The organism is Ferruginibacter sp. (assembly GCF_031391665.1).
Taxonomy (GTDB): domain Bacteria; phylum Bacteroidota; class Bacteroidia; order Chitinophagales; family Chitinophagaceae; genus Ferruginibacter.
On the sequence record NZ_JANMUN010000028.1, the window covers coordinates 1 to 13,035 of the forward strand.

14 protein-coding genes are annotated in these 13,035 nt (G+C 36.6%); 9 read left to right on the forward strand and 5 right to left on the reverse strand.

Annotated elements, in window-relative coordinates; all coding sequences use genetic code 11:
- The 3 genes from ACY651_RS02620 to ACY651_RS02630 form a co-directional block, all read right to left on the reverse strand.
- On the reverse strand, positions 1 to 161 hold a 161-nt coding region (locus ACY651_RS02620), incomplete at its 3' end, for an RNA methyltransferase PUA domain-containing protein (protein ID WP_462249450.1).
- 160 nt (positions 162 to 321) lie between these two features.
- Positions 322 to 1,893 carry a replicative DNA helicase gene (dnaB, locus tag ACY651_RS02625; protein WP_462249428.1) on the reverse strand — a complete coding sequence of 524 codons (1,572 nt, stop codon included), beginning with the start codon at positions 1,891 to 1,893 and terminating at the stop codon, positions 322 to 324.
- A 137-nt stretch (positions 1,894 to 2,030) separates the two neighbouring features.
- On the reverse strand, positions 2,031 to 2,177 hold the full coding sequence (locus ACY651_RS02630; protein ID WP_462249430.1) for a hypothetical protein: 147 nt from the start codon (positions 2,175 to 2,177) through the stop codon (positions 2,031 to 2,033).
- A 142-nt stretch (positions 2,178 to 2,319) separates the two neighbouring features.
- Here ACY651_RS02630 and pheT point away from each other — a divergent pair, with 142 nt between their 5' ends.
- Both pheT and ACY651_RS02640 read left to right on the forward strand, forming a co-directional pair.
- Positions 2,320 to 4,746, forward strand: a complete 2,427-nt coding sequence (gene pheT / locus ACY651_RS02635) for a phenylalanine--tRNA ligase subunit beta (protein WP_462249432.1) — start codon at positions 2,320 to 2,322, stop codon at positions 4,744 to 4,746.
- 121 nt (positions 4,747 to 4,867) lie between these two features.
- The gene (locus ACY651_RS02640; protein WP_462249434.1) at positions 4,868 to 5,155 is read left to right on the forward strand and encodes a hypothetical protein; all 288 of its coding nucleotides are present in this window, start codon (positions 4,868 to 4,870) and stop codon (positions 5,153 to 5,155) included.
- Between the two features lies 1 nt (position 5,156).
- Here the strand turns inward: ACY651_RS02640 and ACY651_RS02645 are convergent, their stop codons facing one another.
- Positions 5,157 to 5,411 carry a hypothetical protein gene (locus ACY651_RS02645; RefSeq protein ID WP_462249436.1) on the reverse strand — a complete coding sequence of 85 codons (255 nt, stop codon included), beginning with the start codon at positions 5,409 to 5,411 and terminating at the stop codon, positions 5,157 to 5,159.
- 169 nt (positions 5,412 to 5,580) lie between these two features.
- On the opposite strand from ACY651_RS02645, the gene ACY651_RS02650 reads away from it, so the two are divergent.
- Positions 5,581 to 5,865, forward strand: coding sequence for a cell division protein ZapA (locus tag ACY651_RS02650; protein WP_462249438.1), 285 nt, complete (start codon positions 5,581 to 5,583; stop codon positions 5,863 to 5,865).
- On the opposite strand, the gene ACY651_RS02655 is transcribed toward ACY651_RS02650, so the two are convergent.
- A complete protein-coding gene (locus ACY651_RS02655; RefSeq protein ID WP_462249440.1) occupies positions 5,860 to 7,257 on the reverse strand; it encodes a sensor histidine kinase in 1,398 nt (465 codons plus the stop codon). The genes ACY651_RS02650 and ACY651_RS02655 overlap by 6 nt on opposite strands.
- A gap of 238 nt (positions 7,258 to 7,495) precedes the next feature.
- Here ACY651_RS02655 and rny point away from each other — a divergent pair, with 238 nt between their 5' ends.
- From rny to ACY651_RS02685, 6 genes are all read left to right on the forward strand, one after another.
- On the forward strand, positions 7,496 to 9,061 hold the full coding sequence (rny, locus tag ACY651_RS02660) for a ribonuclease Y (protein WP_462249442.1): 1,566 nt from the start codon (positions 7,496 to 7,498) through the stop codon (positions 9,059 to 9,061).
- 194 nt (positions 9,062 to 9,255) lie between these two features.
- Positions 9,256 to 9,615 carry a 50S ribosomal protein L19 gene (rplS, locus tag ACY651_RS02665; RefSeq protein WP_462219510.1) on the forward strand — a complete coding sequence of 120 codons (360 nt, stop codon included), beginning with the start codon at positions 9,256 to 9,258 and terminating at the stop codon, positions 9,613 to 9,615.
- A 180-nt stretch (positions 9,616 to 9,795) separates the two neighbouring features.
- On the forward strand, positions 9,796 to 9,924 hold the full coding sequence (locus tag ACY651_RS02670; RefSeq protein WP_462219509.1) for a hypothetical protein: 129 nt from the start codon (positions 9,796 to 9,798) through the stop codon (positions 9,922 to 9,924).
- Between the two features lie 103 nt (positions 9,925 to 10,027).
- Positions 10,028 to 10,261, forward strand: coding sequence for a Sec-independent protein translocase subunit TatA/TatB (locus tag ACY651_RS02675; RefSeq protein WP_462249444.1), 234 nt, complete (start codon positions 10,028 to 10,030; stop codon positions 10,259 to 10,261).
- Between the two features lie 97 nt (positions 10,262 to 10,358).
- Positions 10,359 to 11,843, forward strand: a complete 1,485-nt coding sequence (gene gatA, locus ACY651_RS02680; RefSeq protein WP_462249446.1) for an Asp-tRNA(Asn)/Glu-tRNA(Gln) amidotransferase subunit GatA — start codon at positions 10,359 to 10,361, stop codon at positions 11,841 to 11,843.
- Positions 11,843 to 13,035: lytic transglycosylase domain-containing protein (locus tag ACY651_RS02685; protein ID WP_462249448.1), on the forward strand; the 1,193-nt coding region annotated here is incomplete at its 3' end. The genes gatA and ACY651_RS02685, both read left to right, overlap by 1 nt.

Consider the following 13,035-nt stretch of genomic DNA (forward strand, 5'->3'; position numbering starts at 1 on the left):
ATTTCTGCAGTAAATAAATTTCCTTTGCCGTTAGTTAATTGTAACTGTTCACCATTTTGCATACGCAATACCTGCACTATATGTCTGCTGGTATCTTCATCCAGCACAACATTTGTCGTTGTTAAATCAATATCTTCTTTATAAAAAAAAGGAAGTGCCATATTTTGATTTCAGATTTTTTAATGCAGCAGTATATTTTTTCAACCGCCGTCAGGGTTTTCAACCGCTAACTGTGTTATACGATACTCCAAACTTAATGAAATTAAAAATGGAGAATTGTATTTCCCCATTATTAATTATTCATTATAAAATTATCCATTACTAAAAAGGCGCCTCGTCATCAAACTCTCCATCATTCATCTTGCTGCCTTTTTGAATATACAGTTTAGCACCATCGCCACCATCTAAACCTGCAACGGGTTTCCAGTTGCCGCCACCTCCTGATGGTGCACTACCAGCGCCAAAGTCGCTACCCCCTTCATCTTCAATAAATTTTTGAATATGCAGTAAGGCTTTTAATTTAACCGTATCTAAACTACCGTTACGGTGCTTGGCAATTTTTACATATGTCTCACCTTTATTACTTTCGCCAAATTCATTAGCGGTAATATCATAATATTCGGGGCGGTACAAAAACATTACCATGTCAGCATCCTGCTCAATAGCACCCGATTCTCTTAAATCACTTAATTGCGGAATTTTATTGCCTTCTTTTCTTTTTTCTACTTCCCTGCTTAACTGAGAGAGTGCAATGATTGGCACCTGTAACTCTTTAGCCAACCCTTTTAAATCTCTCGATATTTTACTGATCTCCTGCTCCCTGTTTCCATTTCTGTTTTCGCCGGCACCGCTCATTAATTGTAAATAGTCAATTATTATCAAGCCCACATTATGTTTATTTTTTAACCTCCGGCATTTTGCCCTCAGTTCAAAAATATTTAGTGCAGCAGTATCATCAATAAATATCGGCGCTTTGCTCAGGCGTTCAATACCTCTTTTATACAACTGTTTCATTTCATGTTCTTCCAATTTACCACGGGCAATTTTCTCTAACCATATCTCACTCTCGGCGCTCAATATACGCTGCACCAGCTGGCTGCTGCTCATCTCCAGACTAAAAAACCCAACGGCTGTTGGTTTAGTTGGGTGTAATGCTGCAGTACGGGCAAGGTTTAATGCAAAAGCAGTTTTACCCACCGATGGTCTTGCAGCAAGTACTATCAAATCTGTAGGCTGCCATCCGTAAGTTAATTTATCTAACGATGCAAAACCGGTTGGCACGCCGGTAATATCTTCCTGCCTGTTCCGCATATCTTCAATACGCTGAATAGTTTTTACCAAAACGGTATCAATGCTGTCGAAGTTTTTACGCAAATGACTGTTGGTAATTTCAAACAATTTTCCTTCGGCTTCATCCAGCATGTCAAATACATCGGTGCTGTCTTCGTAAGCATCACCAATAATTTCGCCGCTTATTCTTATTAATTCCCGCTGAATAAATTTTTGTAAAACAATTCTGCTGTGGGCATCAATATTGGCAGAGGATACTACCGCATTGGTAAGTTTAGTAACAAAATATGGCCCGCCAACAATATCCAGTTCTTCCCTGAATTTTAATTCTTCCACCACCGTTAATAAATCTATGGGTAAACTTTTTATGGCCAGGCCCTGCATGGCTTTATAAATGCGCTGGTGGGCATCTACGTAAAAACATTCGGGTTTTAATATTTCCACTACGGTATCGAATGCACTTTTTTCCAGCATAATTGCCCCAAGTACTGCTTCTTCCAGTTCTTTAGCCTGCGGCGGCACTTTACCATACATCATAGAAGTTAGGTCAGGTGGCGATTTACGGCGTAGTTTTTTATCTTTATTATAATTGGTTAGTTCCATTTTAAGTTTGCTTGTTAAGGTTGTTCTTTTTAGGGCGGCTAAGATAAATGCAAAAACCTTTTAGTTTATTAACATTTAGTAATTCTACTATTTCTACATTCATTCCCCACACCTAATTCACATACAAATGTACTTTATTAACCGGTTATAAACAGGGATGTTAACATATAAAAATCAACATCGGTGGTAATATATTGTAAGATATCAACAACAATATTTTGCAATTTTATTTTTTCTTCACCACCACTTTTTTTTACCCACTTGTAAAAATCAAACTTAATCATTAGTTTATGTTCTGCTTAAATAAAAGGCTATGGTTTATTACTATTTTTTCCAATAAATTTCATTTGCAGCCGCTGTTGCTGCTAATAAAGTATAGAGGCAAAAAAACTATCTTTGCCCAAATCTTAAAAAATAAAAAGATAAATGACGATAAGTTACAACTGGCTGAGTGAATATCTACCCGAAAAAATTGATGCGGAAAAATTAAGTAAGATTTTAACTGCTATTGGGCTTGAAGTAGAAAGTATGGAGCCTTATGAAGAAGTTAAAGGCGGATTAAAAGGCCTGGTAATTGGCGAAGTGATAACTTGTGAAAAGCATCCAGACGCTGATAAATTATCTTTAACTACAGTAAATATTGGCACACCCGATCCTTTACAAATTGTTTGCGGCGCACCCAATGTTGCGGTGGGGCAAAAAGTAGTGGTGGCAACAATTGGCAGCACCATTTATCCATCCACCGGCGAGCCATTAACCATGAAAAAAGCAAAAATTCGTGGCGCCGAAAGCCACGGTATGATTTGCGCCGAAGATGAAATTGGCCTGGGCCAGAGCCACGCCGGTATTATGGTGTTACCAGCCGATGCAAAAGTGGGAACTCCTGCTGCCGAATATTTTAATACTTACAACGATATTATTTTTGAAATTGGTTTAACCCCCAACCGCATGGATGCCATGAGCCATTTGGGTGTGGCAAAAGATGTGTGTGCTTATTTATCGCATCATCATAAAAAAGATACGCATGTAAAATCGCCTTTTAAAAATAATTTTAAGGCACATAATCAAAGTTTAAAAATTGATGTGGTTATTGAAAATGCAATAGCCTGCCAGCGGTACAGCGGCGTTAGTATTGCCGGTGTTACCATTGCCGAAAGTCCAAAATGGTTGCAGCAAAAATTAAAAAGTATTGGCTTGCGCCCCATCAACAATATTGTTGATATTACTAATTTTATTTTACACGAAACCGGCCAGCCGCTGCATGCTTTTGATGCTAACCAAATTACCGGCAATAAAGTAATTGTAAAAAATGTACCGGAGTTAACACCTTTTATAACGCTTGATGAAAAGGAAAGAAAATTAGCTGCCGAAGACTTAATGATTTGTAATGCTACTGCACCCATGTGTATTGGTGGCGTGTTTGGCGGCTTGCACAGCGGTGTAATTGCTTCAACAAAAAATATTTTTTTAGAAAGTGCCTGGTTTAACCCGGTTACCATCCGCAAAACATCTTTGCGCCATGGGCTACGTACCGATGCAGCTGCACGTTTTGAAAAAGGCGTGGACATCAGCAACACCGTAAATGTGCTTAAAAGGGCGGCAATAATGATAAAAGAAATTGCCGGTGGCGAAATTGCAAGCGATGTTATTGATGTATATCCCGACCCTAAACAAAAAACCGAAGTAGGATTAAAATATCATTACTTAAAAAAATTAAGCGGCAAAAATTACCATGGCGATACTATTAAAAATATTTTAACCAGCCTTGGTTTCGAAATGATAAAAGAAGGCATGGACGAACTGTTTGTAAAAGTGCCTTTCAGCAAACCCGATATTACTATTGCTGCAGACCTCGTAGAAGAAATAATGCGTATTGATGGACTGGATAATGTAGAGATACAGCAAATGATAACTATTGCACCTTCGGTAGAAACGCTGGCGCATGAAACTATTTACCAGGAAAAAGTTGCAACATATTTAGTGGGACTGGGCTTTAATGAAATTTTCACCAACAGTATTACCAACAGTGCTTATTTTACGGAACAAATATTGCAGGGTACTGTAAAAATGATCAATAATTTAAGTGAAGAGTTGAATGTAATGCGGCCATCAATGCTGGAAACCGGCTTAGAAACCATAACCCACAATTTAAACCGCAAAAACAGCAACCTTCGTTTTTTTGAATTTGGTAAAACTTATTCAACCGAGAGTATTGGCAGTTATGCAGAAAAGAATCATTTGAGTTTATTTGTTACAGGTGCTAAAGCCGAAACAGCCTGGAATAACAAAACACAAAAAACAGATTTTTATTTAATAAAGGGTGTTATAGAAAAAATTGCAGTATTAATTGGTGTATCAATAAATCAATTTTTGATTGAAGAAAATGAAAAATTAAACAACGCCGTTACTGTAAAAATAAAAAACGAGCCCGCTGCTGTAATGGGTGAAGTAAATAAAAAAACAGCTGATAAATTCGATTGCAAACAACCTGTTTTTTATGCCGATATTGATTGGGATACATTAATGCGGCTAAATAAAAAGAATACAATAAGTTTTAAAGAAATTTCAAAATTTCCGGCGGTGCACAGAGATTTGGCAATTGTAGTTGATAAAAGTATTTTGTATCAGCAAATTGAAAAAACAACTTTTGCAACAAAGGTTAACAAACTAAAAAATGTTAGTTTGTTCGATGTTTTTGAAAGTGAAAAGCTGGGTGCCAATAAAAAATCGATGGCGGTTAGTTTTACTTTTTTAGATGAAGAAAAAACAATGACCGATGCAGAAATTGATGCCATGATGAATAAAATAATTGGGGCGTATGAAAAAGAATTGAATGCGGAGATAAGGAAATAAGAGCCCAAATCCCCTAAAGGGGGAAATGGAGAAGATTAATTTAATAGATTATGCACTTTGATAAAAGAAAAGAATTTAAAATTTTAATACTGTTAAATGTCCCCCTTTAGGGGATAGGGGTATGTCATCACTTCAATCAAATATTAAACGCATTACCGATAAACTTCAAAGAGTATTGAAGCTGCACCAGCAATTGCAAAAAGATAATGAAAGGCAAACTAAAATAATTAAGGAGCTTCAGGAGACAAAAGAAAAGAATACCCAAACCATAGCAGAGCTGCAGCAACAGGCAGATATATTAAAAGCCTCCGCAGGGCAAATGGCTGCCCAGGATAAAAAAGCTTTTGAAAAACACATCAACAATTACATTAAAGAAATTGACAAATGTATCGGCCTGCTCAGCGAATAAATTATACCCTTTTAACTAGTTTTAATAATTGGTCACCTTCGGTATTACTCAGCTCTAAAAAATACCTGCCGTAGGGCAAATCATTTAAACCCCGCCAGTTAAAATACTTTTGGTCGTTGCGCTGCGTAGTTTCTAATGTGGAGCAAACTTCTCCCTTGTCGTTTTTTAAAACAAACTTTAAGGGGTTGGCCGTAATTTTATCCCACTCAATAGTTAAGGAGTCGGTAAAAAAGGCTTGTTTAATTTTGGCAAACATGCTTCAATCGTTTTTAAATCTAAATGGTAAAAAAATAAGCTTGCTTCAGGGGGGTATAAATTAGAGTTACCATTTTACTTAAAAAACAGTATCGCAGTCAATTTTTTAGTTATTGAAAATTGGGTGCTTTCTTTGGTAAGGGGTACAAAATAATACATTAATTTTAATTATGCAAGAGTTGATACCAATAAATATTATAATAGGCGACCGAAGCTACCGTATCAAAACCGAATCCAGCGATGAGGAATCGGTACGCCGTACCCTAAAAACCATCAATGAAAAAATTATTGAGTTTAAAACCCAGTTTGCCGGAAAAGATATGCAGGATTATATTGCCATGGTACTTATTTGGTATGCCACCCAGGCATCTGCCAATAACAGCAACCCGGCTTTAGAAAATGAAGTAAACGAGTCGCTTTTAAAAATAGAAGGGCAATTGGATAAAGTACTATAATGATTTACCTGAATTATTATGTTTTGGCAACGAAATAATAAATGTTGTACCCTCCTTTATTACACTGTTAATCACAAAATTTCCATTAATCGTTTTTACAAAATCCCTGCAAATAATTAACCCCAGCCCGGTGCCGGTTTCTTTATTAGTACCAAGGGTGGTATAATATTCGTTATTAAAAACTTTAGTAATAGCCTGTTCAGTCATACCAATTCCATTGTCTTTTACATATACATTAGTAAAATCTCCTTTCTCCTCTGTAAAAATTTCTATGGTTCCTCCATGTGGTGTAAATTTTACAGCGTTGGCAACCAAGTTACGCAAAACAATTTTTATCATTTGAGAATCTGCATAAACGTACACAGGTGTTGCAATACCGTTTATCAGCGCAATATTTTTTTTATTGGCCCTGAGTAATAAATGTTTAAAGGTGGTGGCTGCAATTTCCTTTACATCAATCCGCTCTATTGCTATCCTGCTTTCTTTAAACTGGTCTCTTCCCCAGTTAAGGAGGTTTTCCATTACCTCGGCACAGTTATCTATTTCATTACTTAATTCGGGCAGTTCATTTATCAGCTCTTCTTTAGTAATATAGCCCAGCCTCAGGGCTTCAAAAATATTTTTAAGTGCATAAATGGAGGTTCGCAGGTCGTGAGATATTACTGAAAATAATTTTGTTTTAACCTGGTTAAGTTCGGTTAACTCCTGTGTGGTAGTTTCAAGATGGACGGCCTGCATACTCAAGGTTTCATTTTTTGCTTCAATCTCAATATTTCTTTCGGCAAGCACTTTAGTTTTTTCTTTTACCGATTTTTCGTAAACCCATACCTGGTATTTAATAAGATACATGGTGGCAAAAAACATTAGAAAAGCAACTAAGTAATTAAAAATAATAAGGTAAAGATTGGCAGCATTAGTTAACCTGTAATTAAACCCTTTTTGAAATATAAAATGTATCACTAAAAAAAATATCAAACAATATAAAAAAGCGATAATGATATTTTTCAACTGGTTTAAAAAAAAGAAACTGAACATCATATAAAGCAAAACAAAAATATCCATGCCATTATCGTTGGTGGCCCAGCTTACCAGAGCAAACATCGGTGGCACTAAAAAAAATGAACTTATTGTTGCCGTACGAAAAAGTTGTTTATGCATCACCCACATCATGCTTACAAAAAAAACACATAAAGCAAAATTTATTAATAAAGCAGAAACACTGAAAAAACGTGGTGTAAATAAAGCAATATAAAAAAATCGCATTAGCGATAACAGAAATGCCAAAAAGTTGAGCTGATTAAAAACCAATACCCTTTTTTTTATGTACTCGGGCAGGTTGTTATCATAACCAATTTCAGCTATTTGTTGTTGTATGCTGCTAAAAAAACGCATTTTCTTTGGGTTGGAAGTAATAGTTTAAAGAAAAATATTTACATGATATTACAAAATAAATATTTATTTCTATACACTTTTCTCCATTTTATTTATCAATAAACACCTTTATTAGCGGCATTACAGGCTCTTAACTCCCAACAAATTTCATATCTTCGCTAACTAACTACCTCATTTATACATATGAATGAAGAGAGGATATATAAGATTGTGAACCGTTTTAAAACCAAAACATTTAATGGAACCTACCATAATTTACATCATAATTGGTATAGCTGCACTTATAATTGGCGCTGTACTGGGTAAAATTTTATTTGCCAAAAACACTAAAAACCAGGTGGCCGAAGCTGAGCAACAGGCTCAAAAAATTGTTGCTGATGGCCAGTTACAGGCCGAAAATCTTAAAAAAGAAAAACTTTTAGAAGCCAAAGAAAAATTTGTGCAGCTTAAGGCCGAGCATGATAAAGAAGTTTTACAGCGTAATCAAAAAATTATTGAAGGCGAAAGCAGGGTTAAGCAAAAGGAACAGTCTATCAACCAAAAAGACCAGAATCTTGAAAAACAGATTAAGGACAACGAAGCAATAAAAGAAACGCTTAACCGCCAGATTGAAGTGGTAAACACCAAACGAACGGAGCTGGAAAAACACCAGGAAGAACATATACGCCGTCTGGAAAAAGTGGCCGGCCTTAGTGCCGAAGATGCCAAAGCACAATTAATTGAAAGCCTTAAGCAGGAAGCCCAAACAAAAGCCATTGCCATACAGCAGGAAATTATTGAAGATGCTAAATTAAAGGCCAATAAAGAAGCCCGTAAAATAGTTATCCAAACCATACAGCGTACTGCTGCCGAAGCGGCAATTGAAAATGCCATTACCGTTTTTAATTTAGAAAGTGACGAGATAAAAGGTTCTATCATTGGTCGTGAGGGTAGAAATATCCGTGCCATTGAAGCCGCCACCGGTGTGGATTTAATTGTAGATGACACTCCCGAAGCAATTGTACTTTCTTCTTTTGATCCTTTACGCAGGGAGATTGCCCGTTTATCTTTACAACGCCTGGTTGCCGATGGACGTATTCACCCGGCACGTATTGAGGAAGTGGTGGAAAAAACCAAAAAACAATTGGATGATCAGGTGATGGAAATTGGCGAACGCACCGCAATGGAACTGGGTGTGCATGGCCTGCATAAAGAACTGATAAGAATGGTGGGCAGAATGCGTTTCCGCTCATCTTACGGCCAAAACTTATTAATGCACAGCAGGGAAACCGCTAATCTTTGTGCTATTATGGCTGCAGAGCTGGGCATGAACCCTAAATTGGCAAAACGTGCCGGTTTATTGCATGATATTGGTAAAGTACCCGACGAAGAAACTGAATTAAGCCATGCTTTATTAGGAGCAAAACTGGCCGAAAAATATGGCGAAAACCCGGCGGTTGTTAATGCCATTGGTGCCCACCATGATGAAATGGAAATGCAATATGTTATTTCACCCATAATTCAGGCTTGTGATGCTATCAGCGGTGCAAGGCCGGGTGCAAGGCGTGAGATAATGCAACAGTACATTCAGCGTATTAAGGATTTAGAAAACATGGCTTTAGGTTATACCGGAGTAGAAAAAGCTTACGCTATTCAGGCTGGCAGGGAACTTAGGGTAATTGTAGAAGCTGATAAAGTGAGCGATGGCGACAGCGAAAAATTAAGTTTTGAGATAGCCCAAAAAATTCAAACAGAAATGACCTTTCCTGGTCAAATAAAAGTAACAGTGATAAGGGAAAAGAGAAGTGTAAATGTGGCGAGGTAGTTCAAAGTTGAAAATTGAAGGTTGAAAGTTAACAGCCTTACATTCAAATAATAATATAAAAAACCGGCAGCCTTAGTGCCGGTTTTTTGTTGGCTGATAAATAAAATATGCTCGAATTAAAAAACTTTCGACCTTCAACCATCAACTTTCAACTTTTCCCCCTACCTTTGCCGTCCGTAAAAAAATAAAGTATTATGAACGCAGTAGCATTTGTTCATGAGCAGTTGACAACAGTTCCAACGCTCCCAAAATTTAAAGCAGGTGATAACATCACTGTTAATTATAAAATTGTAGAAGGTACAAAAGAGCGTATCCAAAGCTTTAAAGGTGATGTTATTAAGCGCCAGGGTGTAGGTGCCACTGCATCTTTTACAGTACGTAAAATGAGTGATGGTGTGGGTGTTGAACGTCTTTTCCCAATATATTCTCCCAATATTGAAAGTATTGTTTTGAATAAAGTGGGTAAAGTTAGCCGTGCTAAATTGTACTATTTACGTGAGAGAAGCGGAAAAAGTGCCCGTATCAGAGAAAAAAGAATGGCTGTTGCTAAATAAAGCAGCTTAAAAAATTTATATACAACGCAAAAATTTTAACTAATTTTTGCGTTTTTCATGGATATTAGCCTGTTTGGTATAATTATTGCAATTTAAAACGCAAATTACAATACCTCTGACAGAACTTTTACCCCGAACAATTTACTGATTTATTATTTTAAACCGTAAACCCATTCTATCATGAGAAGTATTGTATTATTTTTTGTAGCTATTATTTCAATTTCTTTTTTAGTTTCCTGTGCCCGTGGTATTACTACCGAGCAGGCTGCCAATGGTAAAGCCAGGTGCGGCAAAAATTACATTCGTTAATATTTTTTATTTTGCTAATGCTGTTAACCGCAGGTTAATAATGTTACATTATTTGCTGTAATAAGTAAATAATTGATTTATCTTTGTCATCTAAATCTTTATTATGTTAGTTTCAATTTTAAATAATATTTTCTTATTCTCCATGCCCGGTGGCGGAGAATTAATATTAATTATTGTAGTTGTATTATTAATGTTTGGTGGAAAAAAAATACCTGAGTTAATGAGAGGCATTGGTCGTGGAATGCGTGAGTTTAACGACGCTAAAAATAATGTGAAGAGTGAAATTGAAGAAGGCATGAAGGAAAAAGAAACCAAGCAGCAATTACCACAACAGTAATAAATTTATCAAATCAATATTCGGCTGAAGTAATTCCTGGTTAATTCCGGAACGGCTTCAGCCGATTGTATATTTACTACCTAAGCTTTCTACTTTAATGACAGCATTAAGCAGCATACAAGAGTATCATAAAAAACTTACCGCCAGCAACATTACCTGTGTTGATACTGTAAACTATTATCTTACTAAAATTGAAGAAAAAAAACAGCTTAATGCTTTTACCGAAGTTTTTGCAACAGAAGCTTTGCAAAAAGCAATGGAACTGGATGCTAAAAGAGAAAATGGTGAGCCTATAAAAAAATTACACGGTGTTGTAATTGCCATTAAAGATGTTATTTGTTATAAAGGATATAGGGTTACTGCAGCATCAAAAATTTTAGAAGGATTTACCAGCGTTTATACAGCAACGGCAGTACAAAGATTACTGGATGAAGATGCTATTATTATTGGCAGTTGCAATTGCGATGAATTTGCAATGGGCAGTACCAATGAAAACTCGGTTTACGGCAATGTATTAAATGCTGCAGACGAAACAAAAGTTCCCGGTGGTTCATCAGGAGGAAGTGCTGTGGCAGTACAAGCAGGTTTGTGCATGGTGAGTTTGGGCAGCGATACCGGAGGCTCTGTAAGGCAACCGGCAGATTTTTGTGGCATTGTAGGTATTAAACCCACTTATGGCCGTATATCACGGTATGGGTTAATTGCCTATGCTTCTTCTTTTGACCAAATAGGTATTTTTAGTAACAGCGTTTATGATGCTGCGCTATTGCTGGAGGTAATGAGTGGAGTGGATGAGTTTGACAGTACCGTTTTGATGCCCCAAACCCCTAAAGGGGCTTACGAAGGCACAGAAAATTTTACAAAGCTTTTATCTATAGAAGAGAATAAAAAATATAAGATTACTTATTTTAAAGAAGCTTTACATCATCCATCTCTCGATAAAGAAATAAAAGAAAATATTTTGGCGCTGATTGATAAATTAAAATCAGAAGGCCATACGGTTACAGCAATGGATTTTGATTTACTGGATTATGTGGTTCCTGCCTATTATGTTTTAACCACTGCAGAAGCCAGCAGTAACCTCAACAGGTATGATGGTGTTAGGTTTGGCTACCGCAATAAGGATAATGTAAAAGATTTAACAGACTTTTATAAGCGCACCCGCAGTAAAGGTTTTGGCAAAGAAGTGCAACGCAGAATAATGCTGGGCACTTTTGTATTAAGTGCCGGTTATTACGATGCTTATTTTAGTAAAGCACAGCAGGTACGCAGGCTGTTAGCAGATAAAACAAAGGCCATATTTGCTGAGTATGATGCTGTTATATTACCCACCAGCCCGGGCACCGCATTTACATTTGGTGAAAAAACTGATGACCCTATTGCAATGTATTTAGCAGATATCTATACGGTTTTTGCCAATTTAACAGGGTTGCCGGGTATATCTGTTCCGTTATTTAAGCATAGTAATACAATGCCTTTTGGCCTGCAGATTATGACGGCAAAAACAGATGAACTAACTTTGCTGCAATTGTCGGAGCATTTGATGCAACATTATAAAACATATCAGCATCTTAATAATTAATGAAAAATATTTTACTATTATTGTTCACTGCATTTTTTCTTTTGCCCAAAGCAAAGGCTGGAAATGTATTGAGTAATAATTTACAGCAGCAACAATTGCCCTTAACAGATACAACGGTTAAAATAGAAAAAATAGAAGAAGAAATTATTGATGAAGTTATAAAAACAAAAGCGCCACCTGCAAAAGATAAAGTGCAATACTTTAGCCAGGTTACTAAATATGGTTTTAAAAATTTATTTTCTAAATACAGTTACAATACAACGCTTTCCTATTCATCGCAGGTAAACCCCAGCGCTACGGTTTTTATACAGGATTATATGAAAGCACATGGCAGTTATCTTACAAAAATGAAAGGTTGGGGCCAGCCCTACTTTAATTTAATTGAAAATATTTTAAACCAGTATGGTTTACCAAGAGAACTTAAATACATTGCCGTTATAGAATCTAATTTAAGTACTGCGGCAACAAGCCATGTAGGTGCCGGCGGGCCCTGGCAGTTTATGCCTTACACTGCCAGGGATTATGGTTTAGTGGTGAATGGTTATTACGATGAGAGAAGGGATTATTTTAAAAGCACCCACGCAGCATCGAGGTATTTACTTTCTTTATACAAACAATTTCACGACTGGCTTTTGGTGATGGCAGCTTACAATGGCGGACCGGGAAGAGTGTACAGTGCTATTAAAAAAAGTGGCAGTCGTAATTTCTGGAACCTTCAATATCATTTACCTGCCGAGTCCAGAACTTACGTTAAGCGCTTTATTGCCACACATTATATTATGGAAGGCAGTGGCGGTGTTACAACCGTCAGCAATCAAAATGGCAATTATGAAATGAATAGTAATGGGCCGGGTGCAAATCCGTTTGATACTAAACCCCAGCTTACACCAGAAGAGCTGGAAACTACTGCTACACAGGCTGTTTCAGGTAAATACAATTCTATAGTTATTGCTAAAAACCTGGCTATGGATATTGTGCAGTTCAACCGCTTTAACCCCGAGTTTGATTATATGATGACCAATAATGGCAATTACGATTTACGTTTGCCGCAAGATAAAATGCAGCTCTTTCAGGCCAATAAATATATTATCTTAAATGAGTGTGTGCAAATTTTATTAGGCGATAATAATATTTCTAACAATCAAACTTTTTATCCGGCAGTAAAAACAAAAAAAGAAAAGAAGAAAGGGAA

Coding starts and splice junctions, on each gene's coding strand:
- ACY651_RS02670 (WP_462219509.1), top strand. CDS start 9,796: ATGAGAAGTATTGTATTATTTTTTGTAGCTATTATTTCAATTTCTTTT.
- ACY651_RS02655 (WP_462249440.1), bottom strand. CDS start 7,257: ATGCGTTTTTTTAGCAGCATACAACAACAAATAGCTGAAATTGGTTAT.
- rny (WP_462249442.1), top strand. CDS start 7,496: ATGGAACCTACCATAATTTACATCATAATTGGTATAGCTGCACTTATA.
- rplS (WP_462219510.1), top strand. CDS start 9,256: ATGAACGCAGTAGCATTTGTTCATGAGCAGTTGACAACAGTTCCAACG.
- ACY651_RS02640 (WP_462249434.1), top strand. CDS start 4,868: ATGTCATCACTTCAATCAAATATTAAACGCATTACCGATAAACTTCAA.
- ACY651_RS02650 (WP_462249438.1), top strand. CDS start 5,581: ATGCAAGAGTTGATACCAATAAATATTATAATAGGCGACCGAAGCTAC.
- ACY651_RS02645 (WP_462249436.1), bottom strand. CDS start 5,411: ATGTTTGCCAAAATTAAACAAGCCTTTTTTACCGACTCCTTAACTATT.
- dnaB (WP_462249428.1), bottom strand. CDS start 1,893: ATGGAACTAACCAATTATAATAAAGATAAAAAACTACGCCGTAAATCG.
- ACY651_RS02675 (WP_462249444.1), top strand. CDS start 10,028: ATGTTAGTTTCAATTTTAAATAATATTTTCTTATTCTCCATGCCCGGT.
- gatA (WP_462249446.1), top strand. CDS start 10,359: ATGACAGCATTAAGCAGCATACAAGAGTATCATAAAAAACTTACCGCC.
- pheT (WP_462249432.1), top strand. CDS start 2,320: ATGACGATAAGTTACAACTGGCTGAGTGAATATCTACCCGAAAAAATT.
- ACY651_RS02630 (WP_462249430.1), bottom strand. CDS start 2,177: ATGATTAAGTTTGATTTTTACAAGTGGGTAAAAAAAAGTGGTGGTGAA.